Here is a 15,218-nt window from a genome sequence, read left to right on the forward strand (position 1 = left end):
ATGTGGCGGGCGAGTGAACCTCGCCCCTACATAATGACATTTTATAATCAAATAATTCTAAGATTCACTCGTGCGGCATTTCCCGGACGGAAGGCCCTTGTTGTCTCTGTCCCGTAGAAACGTCCAACTACCCCGTGAGGGCGAACAAGCGGTGGATATTAATACTAAAGTAATCGAAATTACAGTAAAAAAGTTCATCTGTCCCTCCCTCTGCGAAGACCGAAGGCAGACAAAAAAACAAGCACCCGCAATCTTTTGATTGCGGGTGCTTCGTTGTGTATCATTGTAAAAAACTTCTTGTAGTTTAACGCTTAATCCAGTTTTCTGTTTGGTTTCATTCGTCAAAGGATACTATATGCCGTGTTGTATTATTCTGACGACCTTGTTTAATAGCCTCACTTATCTTCTCAACTTCCGGATTATCTTTCCAAATACCGGCCAGGCGATGCAATGCGATATCCTTGTCTGTCTCTATAGTTGCTTGTCTTTTTTTTAGATTCAACAAACCATACAGGCGATGTTTAACCATTTCAAGAATATCATCGTTTTCAATGGAAAGTATGGCACGAGCTAATTCCGCTTTATCAGCTTCCAGTTTCAGACTTGTATCCATATTCTATTCTCCTATTCTAATGTTATTTAGACAAAGATAATTGTTTTTTCTCACAGTTGTGTAGCCCTGGCTGTAAAAAGTTTGTCAGCTCTTTTTATTTGGGGGCTTATTTAATGTTCTTCAGCGCTTCGAGGGCAGTCTTGTTGCCGGGGTCGATGTCGAGGATTTTGTTCCAGTATGTCCGGGAGCTGTCCATGTCTTGCTTGAGGTAATAGAAGTAACCTAAGTAGCGGTAACATTCGGACAACTCTTTCTGGTATTTGTCCTTGTCCTTTTCGAGGAGGGGAATACATGATTCGTAGTACGGTTTAGCTTGCCCCTTTACTGTTTCCGGGTCCATCAGCGAGTTGGTGCGCGCCTGCCACAAGAGCCCCAGGTGGCTTGACGGGACCCGTTCCTTGACGATCGCGAAAAGGCTGTCGGCTTTTGTCAGGTAGCCGGTTGCAAGCGTGCTGTCCTTGACGGCGGCGCCGTAATAATATTTCCCCAATTGGTAGAAGTCGGAAGCCTCTGCCGCTTCACCCGCCTGTTCGATGTATTTTGTGTAAGCCAGGATGGCGGCCTTGTCGTCTCCTTTGTTCAGGTTGGCATCGGCGATATCCTTATAGATCTCGGGATGTGTATCGCTATTGCAAAGCGCTTGCGCTTTTTGTAAGGCGACTAACGACTGTTCATACTGTTCGGACTTGTTTAGCAGACGGCCATAGTACAGGTAATCCTGCCAGATGAATTTGCCGTCCGGGATATTGAAGAAGGCAGTCGCTTCGTCCAGGCCCTCCCGGTAGTTGCCGGTTTCGCAGGCGCTATAGAAGCTAAGACGTTTCAGCAGGAAATTGTCCGGGTCGATGGACTTTCCTTCGGCTATCGCCCGGGCCGCTTCGTCGTACTGTTTGTTGAAGAAGAGGGCGGAGGCGTAATGGACCAGGTTGTCGACAGAATAGAAGCCTCCGGCCATGTAGCGGCTGTAGGCGTCGATCGCTTTCGCATAGGCACCCTCCTGCGAATAGATATTCCCTAAGGTACGTTGGGCAAGCAAATAATCCGGATGGCTTGCCAGCACCTTTTGCAACATTTCCACCGAAAGGGCAGGGGTTACGCTCTGGTAGACCTCGGCATATTTGAGATAGGCGATCCGGCAGTCGGGATCGAAATGGATCGCCTGCTCGTATTTGCCGGCGGCGTCACCCGGTTTGTTCTCGGACAGCAGGCGGTCGCCTTCGTACAAATAGAGGGAGGGGGCGTTCGGATTGTATTTGCGGGCGTTCTCGAGAGAGGCGGCGGCTTCTGTCGCCATACCGTTTGCTGCATAGGCAGAGGCGATGGCGACGTAGGTGTCCGCATCCTTTTTGTTTACTTTGATGGCAGCGTCGAAGGCTTTTACGGCGGCGGATTTGTCTGTCTTCAGCAGGAGCTTTCCTTCGCCTACTTTACTCAGGGCATATTCGGGGTTGGCTTCCCAACCCTGTTTATAGTAGTTTTGCGCTTCCGGCAATTGTCCGGCGTTGTAGGCGATCTCGCCTAAATAATAGCAGGCGATCGCTTTTTCCACAGGGGAATTGTCCAGCTGTTTCTCAAACAGTTTTCTGGCAATATCCGGTTCACCGGCTTGGTAGAAGTCGATGCCGGGATTGTTGTCTGCATAGGCAATGGTTGCCAGCAGACTGATGATCAGGATATAGATGTTGCGTCTCATAATAATTAATTGTTTAGTGTTGGTAACTAATTCGTTATATTCACGATCCGGACCGGCTGTGTCACCGGGAGCAGACCGGATTTCAGGATGATCCGCTGTCCGCGATCGCTCGAGACAAAAGAGGTGAAACCAGAAGCCAATCCTGTCCGGGGTTCGGAAAGGATCAGGTAGACTGGCCGTGTCATCGGATAATCGCCTAATGCGATATAGGCCTGGTAAGGCTTGAAGCTGTTTGCCGGAGTTGCCTCCTGGTAACGGCTGACGGCCATCACGCGAATATTGTCGATAAAGCTCATGCAAGTGGAATCGGACGGATTACTGATCCAGTTAACCCCGATGACGCCGAGCGCTCCGGGTGTCTTGGAAACGTAGTCGAGGACGGCTCGGTTGCTCTGTGCCGCTTGCAGGTGTGCACTTAGTTTCTCACCGCCGCAAATAGAGTCGATCGCATACCGTACGGTGCTCGAATTGGGGTTGTCGAACACCACTTCGATCCGGGTCGCCGGATTTCCGGGTGATAGCTCGTTCCAGTTGTGTATCTTACCGGTCAGGATATCTTTCAGGGTGGGAATACCGATCAACGAATCGGCATTCTGCCTGTTGACGATCAGTGCAATTGCATCGGTCGCGATCCGGATGGCTTTCGGGTACAACTTTTTCCGATTCATAAAGTCTGTTTCCTCTCCGGTCAGTTGCCGGGTGGTAACGGCCAGCCAGGTACTGTCGTGCAACAGCCGGTTGATCGTCTCCGTCTCGCCGGAGGATAGGGGAACGATTCCCGCTTCTTTGTAGATGCTTTCGAATACGGCGACCTCTTCTTGCAGGATCGGTGCCAGAGATTCGTCCGACGCGACGGCTATCACGCCGCTTGTCGGAGTGTCGTCGGGTTCCGTCTCTTTCCTGGAGTTGCATGCAACCAGAGACGAGGCTATTAAGAGCGATATGATAATATTCTGTTTCATCTTAACACTTTACCTCCATAATTATTGTAACTTGAAGCGAACCGGAACCGTGAAATAGACAGGGACAGCCCTACCGTTCTGCTTGCCTGGCATCCATTTGGGGAGCGACTTGATCACACGTATTGCCTCTTTGTCGCATGAAGGGTCCAGTTTACGGAGTATTTCCACATCCGTCACTTCGCCGGTCGGACTGACTACGAAGCGGATCGTTACGCTTCCCTGTATTCCCTGTTCGGCCGCCAAGATCGGATATTTCAGATGTCCGGAGATGTATTTCAGCAGCTCGGTCGTGCCGCCGGGATATTCAGGCATCTGCTCGACGGCGGTGTAGGGTTTTGCTTCCTCCTGGATGACCTCTTTGTTGTCTTTCAGGTCGGCGATGTCGATCGCATCTTCGCTGTCTGTCCCCTGTACGTCGGCTACCGAAATAGCCATCTTCGAGGTGGTCAGTTCTTCCTGTGTCTTGATCTCTTCGTTATCGTTCACTTCCTTGTCCGCTTTGATGACGGGAGGGGTGAACTTGATGGTGCTCTTCAGTTTGGGAGGAGGGGGCGCTTCGAGGTTGCGGATAACGTTCTCTTCCGGTACTTTCGTTTCCATTTTCAGGTCGGAGAGGGTGGTTACTTCCAACACCTGCTCCTTCGCATGTTGCGGTATGACCGACTTGATGATGGCCGGCAACACCATGATCAGAATGGCTCCGGCTGCGACGATCAGCAGGGCGCGGATATGCCGGGAGGAAGAATCTTTACGCAATTCGTAAGCTCCGTATTCCTTGTTCTTCCCGGTGAAGACCAGCTCGCACCATTCCGGTGAATTCAGATTTATATTCTTTAGCATGACCGTCATTTTTTAGGGTTGGACCGGGCAATCTGCTTCGTCAGCTCTCCGCCGCTCTTCAGGTTGTCGACCAGAAATTTATCTCCATCCGTGATGTCCACGATTGCGTATTTGCCGATATTGCATATCTGCATTTCGTCCAGAGCGTCTACCAGGTTCCGGTAGGAAGCGTCGTCGGTCGCCTTGATCAGGACGACGGGGGCGTCTTTGGAACCTTTTATCTCGGAGGCCTGTTTCTTGAACTCGTCTTCGGAAATCTCTTTGTCCAGTTTCTTCAGCTTGAGTTCTTTCATCTTTTGGACGACATCGAAGTTGCGTGCCAGCAGGATGTCGCGCAGTCCGGTGGGCGAGTAGTCGGTTTGTTTCAGGGATTCGACGTGCTCGTAGTCCGGTTCACCGAAATAGTAGTATATCTTGTTGTCTTCGCCAAGTAACAGGGTGATGGCCTTGGAGGCTTTCACTTTCGTTTGTTCGGCTTCTGTCACCTGGTCTTTCGACGGCATGCTGATCTCCATTGTCTGCGGCTTGCTGAGCGAGGTGCAGAGCATGAAGAAGGTGATCAGCAACATGTTCATGTCCACCATAGGCGTAAAATCTACGCGGACGGTCATCTTCTTCTGTTTGCCTTTCTTGCCGTCGTCTTTGTTTTTATCTGTATTTACTTCTGCCATGACTTGTGTCGTTGTTAGACATTGTCGGGCATGTTCTTGAGTGTGGTAATCAAATTATACCGGTTCTCTCGAAGGTCCTGCAATGTGTTCATAATGTTCTTAATCTTCGGGTAAGGAGTGTCCTGGTCGGCCTTGATGGCGATGACCAGGTCGCGGTTCACTTCGCGCGCATGCTGTACCCAGAATTTGAACTGGTTGTTGATGCTATCGGTAGGGATACCGTAGTCTTTCATCAGCCGGTCTTGTTCGTCGGACGGCATGTTGAGATACTCCTGCATGTTCTGGATAGGGACGCCGAAGGAAGGTTGCAGGCTGAAGTTGTAGATTTCTTTGTCTGTGAAACGGATGCCGAAATCTTTTCCCAATAATTTCAGGACGTTTGCCTTGTCTTCCTGCTTGTCCAGGCTCATGAATACTTTCCCGTCGGGGTCTACCAGGATGGAAAGGATGTTCGTTTCCGGTATCTTGATCTCGGAGACGGACGAAGGGGTGGAAACGACCACCGGTTCTTTCTGGATAAAGGTAGACGTCAGCATGAAGAAAGTAAGCAGCAGCACGGTGACATCACTCATCGCCGTCATGTCGATGAATGTGCTTTTGCGTTTTACTATCAGCTTAGGCATACGGCTCAGTGTTTAGCGGCAAACGTCTGTACGATGGAGAAACCGATTTCATCAATGGCATAGGTGATATTATCTATTTTACTGGTGAAGTAGTTGTATGAGATGATGGCCAGTGCACCGGTGGCAATACCTAATGCGGTGTTGACCAGGGCTTCGGAAATACCTGTCGACAGGGCTACGGAGTCGGGTGATCCGGCATTGGCCAGGGCGGCGAACGAACGGATCATGCCCAATACGGTGCCCAGCAGTCCGAACAGGGTTCCTAACGTAGAGATCGTGGCGATGACCGGGAGGTTCTGTTCCATTGAAGGCAGTTCGAGGGCGGTGCTCTCTTCTATCTCTTTCTGGATAATGGCTATTTTTTGCTCCTTGGTCTGCTCTGTCGTGCTCTCCACATCGCTATAGCGCGACAGGGCGGCGTTGACGACATTGGCGACAGAGCCTTTCTGTTCGCTGCACAGTTTATGGGCGGCTTCGAGGTTGCCGGCTTCGAGGTATTTCTTGATTGCCTGTACGAAGTTGACCAGATTCTTTTTCCCTTTTGAGCGGCTGATGGCGATCATGCGTTCGATACTCAGGGTGATCACGGTGAGCAACAGTGTGATCACGAGCGGGACAATGTATCCGCCTTTGTAGACAGTTCCGAAATAGTTTCCGGGCAGCGGATGGTTGGCAGGATTGTTATCCATGAAGTTGGCCGGGTTGCCCAGCACGAACTTGTAAAAACAAACGGCTATGATGAAGCACGCTAAGATGACGATGGCTGCGGAAATGCCGTTATATGACTTCTTGTTATTTGATTTCTTCGTTTCCATACTCTTGTATTATTTGACAGTAAATGTGATTTTGTGATAAAGCTGATGCATGTATGGCTGTTTAGCGGCTGTATCCAACCATTCCCCTCTTGAGAAAGGCGGAGAGTGCGGTATTGTCTGCGCATGTGAAAATACACACTCTTTGATCCCCTCTCCAAGAGGGGAGACGATTACTCTCAGCTACTAAAAACCGACAGTATGTACTATCAAATAATAATTTTTCGTAAGACGTAGACCCAGTGGCCTGCCCGTATACGAAGGGAAGAGCATTTTAAGGTGTGATTGATTGATGTTATTTCGGATATCTTATTGAGGGCGTCTTGTTCTTTTTGCAACGATAGCTCAAGCAGGCGGGTAGTCGTTTTTAAAAGACGTTCGCTGTATTCGGTCGTTTGTTGTACACGGTTGGTGAGGCATAGGGCGGCATTCGGACTTTTGCATAATTCGAAATGTTTGACTTTCTCCTGGAGGGAATGGGCATTGTCTTTTTCCGTCACGATGGTTTGCCTGTCGGCGGAGTCTTCTGTCGTAGCCATGATTCCTTGTCCTACGGTGAACAGGAGAAGAATGGATAATATGGATAACAATCTTTTCATCATGGTACATTTAGAAACCCTATCGTATAAACATAACAATGCAAGTGGCAAAAAGTTGAACGGTGTATAGATAAATTCGATCTCTTTTTTCCAACAAACCTTCGTATTCTCCTGTTATATTTGTACAAAAGATAAAACTCAAAAAGTAAAAGTATGGAAATTGTAAAAGTAATAGGACGAGAAATCCTTGATTCACGTGGTAACCCGACTGTTGAAGTAGATGTACATTTGGCTTCCGGCGCTTTTGGCCGTGCGGCTGTTCCCTCCGGAGCTTCTACCGGTGAAAACGAAGCGATCGAGCTTCGCGATGGCGACAAGAAACGTTATGGTGGCAAAGGCGTTCTGAAAGCTGTCGATAATGTAAACAACATAATTGCTCCCGCTATCTTAGGTATGTGTGCCCTGAACCAGCGCGAGATCGACCATAAACTGATCGCCCTGGACGGTACGAAGACTAAGTCTAATCTGGGCGCCAACGCCATGCTGGGCGTTTCACTGGCAGTAGCCAAAGCGGCAGCCAACTATCTGGACCAGCCCCTTTACCGCTATATCGGCGGAACGAATGCATACGTGCTGCCTGTCCCGATGATGAATATTATCAATGGCGGTTCACACTCCGACGCGCCGATCGCATTCCAGGAATTTATGATCCGTCCGGTGGGAGCTTGCTGCTTCCGCGAAGGTTTGCGTATGGGAGCCGAAGTGTTCCATGCTTTGAAGAAGGTGTTGCACGACCGCGGCCTGAGCACTGCCGTAGGGGATGAAGGAGGATTTGCTCCTGCATTGGACGGCACGGAAGATGCCCTGAACTCCATTATGGCCGCTATCAAAGCCGCCGGATACGAACCGGGCAAGGATGTGACGATCGCGATGGACTGCGCCTCTTCCGAATTCTATCACGACGGCGTATATGACTATACGAAGTTCGAAGGCGACAAGGGCGCTAAACGTACGGCTCAACAGCAGGTGGCTTACCTCTCCGAACTGGTTGCCAAGTATCCGATCGACTCGATCGAGGACGGTATGGACGAAAACGACTGGGCAGGCTGGAAGATGCTGACGGAAGCGTTGGGCAGCAAATGCCAGTTGGTGGGCGACGACTTGTTTGTTACAAACGTTGAGTTCCTGAAGAAAGGTATTGAAGAAGGCTGTGCCAACTCTATCCTGATTAAGGTCAACCAGATCGGTACGCTGACTGAGACACTGGATGCTATCGAGATGGCACACCGCAACGGCTACACCTCCGTCACTTCCCACCGTTCCGGTGAGACGGAAGATGCAACGATTGCCGATATCGCCGTGGCTACCAACAGTGGACAGATCAAGACCGGTTCTCTGAGCCGCTCCGACCGTATGGCGAAATACAACCAGCTGCTCCGTATCGAAGAAGAGTTGGGTGACCTGGCTGTTTATGGCTATAAGACTTACAAGAAGTAACCGACGGAAAGAAGGTCTATAATAACAAAAAGGCCTGCCAATCACTGGTGGGCCTTTTTTCATGTGTCAAAAAATTTTACCTAATCAGAGAGTGAATGTTTATTCGTTTCATCATCATTCGTCATCCGGGTCATAATCGTATGGATGCAGTTCCCAGATGTCATCGAACCGGTAAGTACCGCTTTTGCCCGTTGCTATAAAGCCTCTTGTCCCGTTGGAGAAAGAGACTGCTACTGTACGCGCCGACCCTTTGAAGGCATGTACCTCTTCCCACAGGTCGGTAGAAGGATTATACTTCCATGTGTCGTTTCGGACGTTTCCGCTTTCCCCGCAGGTCAGATAGGCTGCGCCGTCGATAACGAAGGTGCTGGCGTTCATGCGTACAATACTATAATCGTCGTCATAGTCTTCATCCGAAGTGTTGGCTATGTCGCGAAGTTGTGTCCATTGTCCTGTCGACGGGTCGAACTTCCAGAAGTCGCTGATATATTCGCCGTTGTTGACGCCGCCGCATACATAGGCGATATTGTCGATCACGAAGCTGGAAGCGCCCATGCGCTTGCTTCCCCCGATACTGATAATCTGTGTCCAGGTGTTGTTGGCAGGGTCGAAGGAGTAGAAGTCTTTCAGGTAGTTGCCGTCGTATCCGGCACCGATGTATCCTTTCCCGGAGACTCCGAAGGAGACGGCGCTGTATCGTCCTACGCCGGGAAAGTCGGCCTTTTGTGTCCAGGTATTGGTTGCCGGATCGTATTCCCAGAAGTCGTTCAGCTTGTTTTCGCCGTCGTAGCCGGTACCGAAATAGCCTTTGCCGTCGATCGCGAAGGCGGTTGCGTTACTGCGGGCGATGCCGGGGAAGCTGGCTTTCTGCGTCCAGGCGTCCGTTGTCATATCGTATTCCCACAGGTCGCTCAGTCGCGCATTGCTTTTGCTACCGTCATATCCGCAGACCAGGTATCCTTTATTGCCGATGGAGAAGCAGGAGGCTTCTCCGCGGGCAAGCCCGTCGAAGTCGGAGGTGCGTACCCAGTTACCGATCAGATCGTCGTCATCGTCGTCGCTGCAAGAAGAGACGAAGACGGGAAGCAGAGCTATCAAGAGAGCAAATAATCTTTTGTGTGTCATTCTTAAACGTGTTCTTTTGTTGTTTACGGTTGCAAAAGAACGAGGCTTTCCCTTTTCCCGCAAATGAAATCGACGAACAGACGTTCTTATCCGGTGAACGGACGGATCAGGGAGGTAAATGCCTTTTTCACCCGCTGAAAGACATTGGCAGGCGAACAGCAGCCTTTTATTGAGAGAAACCGGCCGTTGGCAGGTTATTCTTGCAGGACAAAACCGGATTGAAGTTCTTTGCAAGCCGAAATATATCGTATATGTATGAATAAGAATCTGATTCCTTTTGGGCTGCTTCTACTGTGCAGCGCTCTCTTTTCCTGTTATGACGAGAATAATAGTTACGGGGACAACTTGGTGGACAGTGTTTTCCGGAATGTGCTGGTGGACAGTTGTACCGTCACGGTGAGTTCCACCATAATCGATTCGTTAGAGACGACCGGACAGGGGCTTGCACTGGTGGGACAGTACACCCATTCGCTCTGGGGAACAGTCTCCGCCAGTGCCTATCTGCCTTATTCGTCTCCTTCCTATACGACGGAGGCGGACGAGGTTGTACGGTTGGATTCCCTTGTGCTGGCCCTCTCATACGGCGGCTATTCGATCGGCGACACGGCGCAACCGATGCGGCTTACCGTACACCGCCTCTTGGAGAAGGTCATCCTGAACGATAACGACTATCTTTATAACAACAGCTCTTTCGCCTATGATCCGGAGCCGATCGCTACCTGCACCTTCAAGCCGAAGCCGGGTGACAGCGAACGGTTGGAAATCCGTCTGCCGGACGACTTGGGAGAAGATATGCTCACAAGGTTGCACAGCCGCGACGACGGCCTGTCGGGTGACCGTTTCGAGGATTACTTCAAAGGGCTGGTCGTTGTTCCCGACCTCGACGTATGCCGGAATATCGTTTCCTTCAGTGTGGGCGACACGGCTTCCGCCCTGATCCTGCGCTATCGTATAGAAGATGCAATCGCGCAGGAAGCGGAGTGTGTGATCTATCCGAACACCGAGACGCAGTTCTACCATGTCGACCACGACCGGACAGGGACGGCTATGGAAAGCCTGCCGCTTAAGAACCTCGAAGTCGCTTCCTCCGAACTGGATAACCGGGGCGTGCTCTTCGGGGGAATCGGCTGGTACAGCCGGCTTGGCTTTCCCCACCTGAACGAGATCCTGCAACAGGGCGAACGTATCTCGATCGAATCGGCCTATCTAAAGATCTATCCCGAGCCGGGTTCCTGGTCTGAGTTCAACCCTCTTCCCGACAGCCTTTTCCTGTATATCGTAGACGAGAACAACGTGGTGACGGATGCCGTCACCGACTATTTAGGCACCGAAGTACAGAGCGGGACGCTGGTCAAGGACGAGAGTTTCTCGGAGAATACATATTACTACTTTGACGTCAGTACTTTCATGCAAGAGGAGTTAGGCGCTTTCGGGAAGTATAAGCACAGCCTGCAACTGGTCTTCGGCGAGGACGATTATACCCAGACGTTCCGCAACCTGACCTTCAGCGACCAGGCGGGACGTTCTCCCATTGTCTTACAACTAACTTATAAAATATATGAGAGTTATTAAATACGGATGGCTGCTCGGCCTGCTGCTTCCCCTCTCCGCCGCAGCCCAGAATGTGATGACTTCCTCGCCCTATTCGATGTTCGGGATCGGGGAGATTACGACCGGGCTATATGGCTCCAATACGGCTATGGGAGGCGTTTCGACCGGTATGCGGGGGAAGATGCTTCTCAACATGGATAATCCTGCCGCCCTGACTGCCATCGATACGTGCCGCTTGCTGGCGGAAGTCTCTGCTTTTGCCAAGTGGGAGGCGTACCGCTCGAAGGGGGACGATAACCAGGCTTTTACGGGCAACTTCTCCCGCTTTGCGATGGCCGGGCGTATCATTCCCCGCTGGTATATGGCGGCGGGACTGACGCCTTACAGTTCGGTCGGCTATTATTTCCAGAGCACGCAGGAGCTGGAAGGTTCTCCCGGCTCTTACTATACGAGTGTGTTCTCCGGTGACGGCGGCCTGTCGAAGGTGTATCTCTCGAATGCTTTTCTGGTGTTGCCCTCGCTGTCGGTCGGTGTCAATCTGGGCTATATCTTCGGGAATATGACACAGGCGGAGACGCAGAGCACGATGGCGATCTCCCAGAAACTCTTCGGGCAGTCTTTCACGGCCGATTTCGGCGTGCAGTACTCCCGCCGTCTCGGCCGCGAACTGAACCTGACGCTCGGTGCTGTCTACGGCCTGCCCCAAACGATGCGCCTGGAGAAGACAAAGACGATGACGGATAATTCCACCTCCACCTCTTCCAATATGAAGAAGGTCAGCCAGACCTTGCCGCAGTATATCGGGGCAGGCGTTTCCGTGGAGTATAAAAAGATGACGTATGCGTTCGACTATATGTACCGGCAGTACAGTTCGCTGACTTCGGTGGACACGCGTGTCACGTTCCACGATTCGCACGAACTGCGTGCCGGCGCCTGTTATTATCCGGATGGCTACAGCTCATCGAGCATCTGGCAAAGGATGGATTATAAGATCGGCCTCGGACTGTCGTCCCCTTATTATATGCATGTCAGAGGACAGTCCGGCATCTCCTGGCGTGTCAGTGCCGGCCTCGGCTTCCCGCTGATGAACGGCCGCCTCCATACCGCCTTCTTCTACGACCGTGTCGACCTCAGCGGCAATGCGCTGAAGCGGGGGATAACCGGTTTCACGGTTACTTATACGCTGAGCGAGTTGTTCTATAAGGTTAAGTTGTAGAGGAATGTGTTGCCGGATGTTATAAGCCTTTGATGTGTTGCGGGAAAAGATTTATTTCATATCTTTGCTTCTGTAACTCAAAAGAAAGGAGTATAAATATGACTATGATAGAATTAGACACTTACTCCATGCCTGCGGATTTATTGGACGATTTGATGGCACAAGCAGAAAAAGATGATGAGACTGGATTGTGTATAACATCCGAAGAGTTAGACAAGGAGATGGAAACATGGTAATGTTCAACCGCTAAAAAACTATATGGCAAAGCTTAACCGCAAAATAAAGACAAAGACAACCGCGTCCACCGAAGAGGGAGCCGGATATATCAGTAAGGAAGAAATCCTTGCTGGAATTGATGTTGGGTTGAAAGATTTGAAAGCAGGAAGGAAAACACCGGCACGGGAATTCTTAAAAGAGTTGAGAGATGTTCGTTAGTATCTTCTAACCGATTATATCTTCTATTCGCTTAATCTATTAAACTTATCCCTATCCATTAAGTCATTCCCCCTATTATATTATCCCTTTCATCGTAATCAATAAGTCGTCCGCTTGGCGTCGAACGATCGTTCGCTTGCCGCCGGACGATCGTTCACTGGGCGGCGGACGATCGTTCGCCACCAAGCGGACGACTTACGAATAGTAACCAACGGCCTAACATATACCGAAGAAAAGGCTAAAGGATAACGATCAAACGCTTAACAGCCGGTAGCCTTATTTGGAAGAAGTCCCGCTCTCCAGAATACTGACAATGGAGAAGAGCGTGAAACAGATACCTCCCAATCCCGCCAACACACGTGCCGGCACGAAATAGTATCCGTGAACCGTCCCCATTTCGAACAGGAATGCTGCCAGGAAGAGGCACCCCAACGCCGTAAAGATAGGAATCAGCGGGATACGGTTGGACAGCTTGAACTCATGCCGCCATATCTTCGACAACAGGATCACCTTGCTGGAAATGCTGTAGCAGACCAGTCCCAATCCAATCATGATGTAGCCGGTCGAAGCGAGTCCCCTGTCGGCCGTACCCAATATCAGGATCAATCCCCAGATGACACACAGGCTTCCCATGATTAGGACCAGCACCGGCCATATCTTTCGTTCGGAGGCGGAGAAGATGTTCCGTATCTGCCGGGCGATGGTGGCGACCAGCGTAATCAGGCAGGTACAAATCGAGGCGAGCCCGATCATGACGTGTCCCGCCACGAAATACTTCGGATGCAGTCCGCTCTTGGCAAGCAGCACGAATGCCCATACCCAGGCGACGACCGAGATGATGAGGGCAATGGAGATCAGCGTCAGCCCCTGTGTGCGTGTGAAGGCTTTGGGTGGTGGCTCGTGGTCGTTCCTCCGGGCGTTAACGGTTATCATTGTAAAGCGGGTGGATGAGGTCGCGGTTGTTGCCACACAGGCGGTGATAAGTCCGACGCCGCAGATGACATGCCCTGCCACAAACGAAGCTGTGTCCGTCGAAACATGCAGCAACCGGATTCCTCCGATAATCGTCAGGGCTGCCGACAGATAGCCCACTCCGGGAAGCACATATTTACTCACTGTCCCGAAAGTCCCGATAATCTGCCGTATGATAGTGGCGGCTGTCGAGAAAAGAGCAATACAAATCATCCCTAACGAGAACACGACCGGACCGGCTAAAAAGCGGTTTGGGTCTGTCCCATACGACGTGATGAACAGCCCGTAACCGAAACAAAACAGGCCCATAAGCAGGGGAATAGCCCTGAACAGAACGCTAATACCGTAATTCATAGAATCATCTTTTTGAGTTTCCAGACAAACAACGCCTGCCGCAGCTTTGTTCCTGCTCTTTACATTTTATAAATACTTTTAGGGGTGGACGGTTTATGAATCCGATGCCTGTCCGTCCGCAAAGCGACAGGCATCGCATCCGGAACGGACAGGCACAACAAAAAAGCCGCCCGAAATGAATCGGACGGCTTTTTCGTATGGCAATCGAACCAGAGAGATTACACTCTTCTTTCTTTGATTCTTGCTTTTTTACCGGTAAGAGCACGCAGATAATACAGCTTGGCGCGACGTACTTTACCAAATTTGTTTACAGTGATGCTTTCGATAAACGGAGATTCGATCGGGAAAATACGTTCTACACCTACGTTTTCAGACATCTTACGAACAGTGAAGCGTTTCTTGTCGCCGTGACCTGAGATGCGGATTACAACACCTCTGTACTGCTGGATACGTTCCTTGTTACCTTCTTTGATACGGTAAGCTACTGTAATAGTGTCACCACTCTTGAATGAAGGATATTCCTTCTTTGTAGCAAACGCTTCGTTTACAACCTTAATTAAATCCATTGTTTTATAGCTTTTTAATTGTATTTATTAATGAAACGCAATGTAACGGGCAACCTTGTCCCGACAGAGATTACGCAAAGCGGATGCAAAGTAACGAAATAATTATTTGATACGCAAAGAATCCGGATTGTTTATTTTAGATAAACTACAAGTATTGAGAGCACGTATGGTTGTTGGCTATGTAACGGACTAAATAAGTCTCATTGTGAATCGAAAAGAATACATACCATTGTGTGTTATGATTTTTCCTGTAGCTGACGTAATACAACTCCTTCCCATAACGATCAAAATGAGCCGGAGCTTTCTTCTTTAATTGAAAGGGAAGGCTGTCTTTAATGTCTTGAATCAAGTCTTCCACGTAATCCATAGCAGATTCGTAAAAACCAAAATACTGTTTCTGATAAAGTATTTCGATTAATTCAACCAAGTAGTTCTCTACTTCTGGTAAGAATAATACAACCATTAATCAAATAGGGCTTTGATACGGGGACGAAGGCGGTTGATTAATTCATCCGCAGTGATGGCGCGCTCCAAATCTATATCATAATCGACTTGGGATTGCATTCCTCTACGATTGTAGGAAACGATAGGTTCTTCAACTTTGAAGTGGCTTTCTTCCGGTTCTGGATATGTTTTATGTTCAGTCATTATGTGTTGTCTTTTAAGATGTCTCCAAAAGTACGGATTATAATCGGCATAGGCAAACGAATCCAAATAGAAATCCAATTATGTTCGGATACAATTGGATT

General features: G+C 49.9%; 17 protein-coding genes. 5 read left to right on the plus strand and 12 right to left on the minus strand.

Annotated features, from left to right (window positions below; genetic code table 11):
• Positions 1-334 precede the first annotated feature (334 nt).
• The 8 genes from DWU89_RS01970 to DWU89_RS02005 all read right to left on the minus strand — a co-directional run bounded on the left by DWU89_RS01970 (position 335) and on the right by DWU89_RS02005 (position 6,813).
• The gene (locus tag DWU89_RS01970; protein ID WP_115498003.1) at positions 335-613 is read right to left on the minus strand and encodes a hypothetical protein; all 279 of its coding nucleotides are present in this window, start codon (positions 611-613) and stop codon (positions 335-337) included.
• 106 nt (positions 614-719) lie between these two features.
• A complete protein-coding gene (locus tag DWU89_RS01975) occupies positions 720-2,306 on the minus strand; it encodes a tetratricopeptide repeat protein (protein WP_115498004.1) in 1,587 nt (528 codons plus the stop codon).
• Between the two features lie 26 nt (positions 2,307-2,332).
• A complete protein-coding gene (locus tag DWU89_RS01980; RefSeq protein WP_115498005.1) occupies positions 2,333-3,268 on the minus strand; it encodes a PstS family phosphate ABC transporter substrate-binding protein in 936 nt (311 codons plus the stop codon).
• A gap of 21 nt (positions 3,269-3,289) precedes the next feature.
• Entirely contained in the window at positions 3,290-4,108 is an 819-nt protein-coding gene (locus DWU89_RS01985; RefSeq protein WP_115498104.1) for an energy transducer TonB, read from the minus strand.
• 5 nt (positions 4,109-4,113) lie between these two features.
• Positions 4,114-4,779, minus strand: coding sequence for an ExbD/TolR family protein (locus DWU89_RS01990; RefSeq protein ID WP_115498006.1), 666 nt, complete (start codon positions 4,777-4,779; stop codon positions 4,114-4,116).
• A 14-nt stretch (positions 4,780-4,793) separates the two neighbouring features.
• Positions 4,794-5,402 (minus strand): ExbD/TolR family protein, encoded by a 609-nt coding sequence (locus DWU89_RS01995; RefSeq protein ID WP_115498007.1) that lies wholly within the window; start codon positions 5,400-5,402, stop codon positions 4,794-4,796.
• A gap of 5 nt (positions 5,403-5,407) precedes the next feature.
• On the minus strand, positions 5,408-6,217 hold the full coding sequence (locus DWU89_RS02000; protein WP_115498008.1) for a MotA/TolQ/ExbB proton channel family protein: 810 nt from the start codon (positions 6,215-6,217) through the stop codon (positions 5,408-5,410).
• Positions 6,218-6,423: 206 nt separating this feature from the next.
• Positions 6,424-6,813 (minus strand): hypothetical protein, encoded by a 390-nt coding sequence (locus DWU89_RS02005; RefSeq protein WP_158543309.1) that lies wholly within the window; start codon positions 6,811-6,813, stop codon positions 6,424-6,426.
• A 153-nt stretch (positions 6,814-6,966) separates the two neighbouring features.
• On the opposite strand from DWU89_RS02005, the gene eno reads away from it, so the two are divergent.
• The gene (eno, locus tag DWU89_RS02010; RefSeq protein WP_115498010.1) at positions 6,967-8,250 is read left to right on the plus strand and encodes a phosphopyruvate hydratase; all 1,284 of its coding nucleotides are present in this window, start codon (positions 6,967-6,969) and stop codon (positions 8,248-8,250) included.
• 114 nt (positions 8,251-8,364) lie between these two features.
• Here the strand turns inward: eno and DWU89_RS02015 are convergent, their stop codons facing one another.
• The gene (locus tag DWU89_RS02015; RefSeq protein ID WP_115498011.1) at positions 8,365-9,375 is read right to left on the minus strand and encodes a Kelch repeat-containing protein; all 1,011 of its coding nucleotides are present in this window, start codon (positions 9,373-9,375) and stop codon (positions 8,365-8,367) included.
• Positions 9,376-9,630: 255 nt separating this feature from the next.
• On the opposite strand from DWU89_RS02015, the gene DWU89_RS02020 reads away from it, so the two are divergent.
• The 4 genes from DWU89_RS02020 (at position 9,631) to DWU89_RS20575 (ending at position 12,577) form a co-directional block, all read left to right on the plus strand.
• Complete coding sequence (locus DWU89_RS02020; protein ID WP_115498012.1) at positions 9,631-10,947, plus strand: DUF4270 family protein; 1,317 nt, start codon at positions 9,631-9,633, stop codon at positions 10,945-10,947.
• Entirely contained in the window at positions 10,934-12,142 is a 1,209-nt protein-coding gene (locus DWU89_RS02025) for a hypothetical protein (protein ID WP_115498013.1), read from the plus strand. Before DWU89_RS02020 ends, DWU89_RS02025 begins: the two co-directional genes overlap by 14 nt.
• A gap of 104 nt (positions 12,143-12,246) precedes the next feature.
• The gene (locus DWU89_RS21175; protein ID WP_262405887.1) at positions 12,247-12,378 is read left to right on the plus strand and encodes a hypothetical protein; all 132 of its coding nucleotides are present in this window, start codon (positions 12,247-12,249) and stop codon (positions 12,376-12,378) included.
• 22 nt (positions 12,379-12,400) lie between these two features.
• Positions 12,401-12,577, plus strand: a complete 177-nt coding sequence (locus DWU89_RS20575; RefSeq protein WP_158543311.1) for a hypothetical protein — start codon at positions 12,401-12,403, stop codon at positions 12,575-12,577.
• A 276-nt stretch (positions 12,578-12,853) separates the two neighbouring features.
• Here DWU89_RS20575 and DWU89_RS02030 read toward each other — a convergent pair whose 3' ends face one another.
• The 3 genes from DWU89_RS02030 to DWU89_RS02045 form a co-directional block, all read right to left on the minus strand.
• A complete protein-coding gene (locus DWU89_RS02030; RefSeq protein ID WP_115498014.1) occupies positions 12,854-13,903 on the minus strand; it encodes a DUF2776 domain-containing protein in 1,050 nt (349 codons plus the stop codon).
• A 218-nt stretch (positions 13,904-14,121) separates the two neighbouring features.
• Positions 14,122-14,469, minus strand: a complete 348-nt coding sequence (rplS, locus tag DWU89_RS02035; protein WP_115498015.1) for a 50S ribosomal protein L19 — start codon at positions 14,467-14,469, stop codon at positions 14,122-14,124.
• Positions 14,470-14,931: 462 nt separating this feature from the next.
• A complete protein-coding gene (locus DWU89_RS02045) occupies positions 14,932-15,117 on the minus strand; it encodes a hypothetical protein (protein WP_115498017.1) in 186 nt (61 codons plus the stop codon).
• Positions 15,118-15,218 lie beyond the last annotated feature (101 nt).

The organism is Parabacteroides acidifaciens, from assembly GCF_003363715.1.
Taxonomy (GTDB): domain Bacteria; phylum Bacteroidota; class Bacteroidia; order Bacteroidales; family Tannerellaceae; genus Parabacteroides; species Parabacteroides acidifaciens.

What these genes read in the sequence shown, in the direction of transcription:
- DWU89_RS01970 (WP_115498003.1), bottom strand. Translation starts at nt 613, where the DNA reads ATGGATACAAGTCTGAAACTGGAAGCTGATAAAGCGGAATTAGCTCGT.
- DWU89_RS01975 (WP_115498004.1), bottom strand. Translation starts at nt 2,306, where the DNA reads ATGAGACGCAACATCTATATCCTGATCATCAGTCTGCTGGCAACCATT.
- DWU89_RS01980 (WP_115498005.1), bottom strand. Translation starts at nt 3,268, where the DNA reads ATGAAACAGAATATTATCATATCGCTCTTAATAGCCTCGTCTCTGGTT.
- DWU89_RS01985 (WP_115498104.1), bottom strand. Translation starts at nt 4,108, where the DNA reads ATGCTAAAGAATATAAATCTGAATTCACCGGAATGGTGCGAGCTGGTC.
- DWU89_RS01990 (WP_115498006.1), bottom strand. Translation starts at nt 4,779, where the DNA reads ATGGCAGAAGTAAATACAGATAAAAACAAAGACGACGGCAAGAAAGGC.
- DWU89_RS01995 (WP_115498007.1), bottom strand. Translation starts at nt 5,402, where the DNA reads ATGCCTAAGCTGATAGTAAAACGCAAAAGCACATTCATCGACATGACG.
- DWU89_RS02000 (WP_115498008.1), bottom strand. Translation starts at nt 6,217, where the DNA reads ATGGAAACGAAGAAATCAAATAACAAGAAGTCATATAACGGCATTTCC.
- DWU89_RS02005 (WP_158543309.1), bottom strand. Translation starts at nt 6,813, where the DNA reads ATGAAAAGATTGTTATCCATATTATCCATTCTTCTCCTGTTCACCGTA.
- eno (WP_115498010.1), top strand. Translation starts at nt 6,967, where the DNA reads ATGGAAATTGTAAAAGTAATAGGACGAGAAATCCTTGATTCACGTGGT.
- DWU89_RS02015 (WP_115498011.1), bottom strand. Translation starts at nt 9,375, where the DNA reads ATGACACACAAAAGATTATTTGCTCTCTTGATAGCTCTGCTTCCCGTC.
- DWU89_RS02020 (WP_115498012.1), top strand. Translation starts at nt 9,631, where the DNA reads ATGAATAAGAATCTGATTCCTTTTGGGCTGCTTCTACTGTGCAGCGCT.
- DWU89_RS02025 (WP_115498013.1), top strand. Translation starts at nt 10,934, where the DNA reads ATGAGAGTTATTAAATACGGATGGCTGCTCGGCCTGCTGCTTCCCCTC.
- DWU89_RS21175 (WP_262405887.1), top strand. Translation starts at nt 12,247, where the DNA reads ATGATAGAATTAGACACTTACTCCATGCCTGCGGATTTATTGGACGAT.
- DWU89_RS20575 (WP_158543311.1), top strand. Translation starts at nt 12,401, where the DNA reads ATGGCAAAGCTTAACCGCAAAATAAAGACAAAGACAACCGCGTCCACC.
- DWU89_RS02030 (WP_115498014.1), bottom strand. Translation starts at nt 13,903, where the DNA reads ATGAATTACGGTATTAGCGTTCTGTTCAGGGCTATTCCCCTGCTTATG.
- rplS (WP_115498015.1), bottom strand. Translation starts at nt 14,469, where the DNA reads ATGGATTTAATTAAGGTTGTAAACGAAGCGTTTGCTACAAAGAAGGAA.
- DWU89_RS02045 (WP_115498017.1), bottom strand. Translation starts at nt 15,117, where the DNA reads ATGACTGAACATAAAACATATCCAGAACCGGAAGAAAGCCACTTCAAA.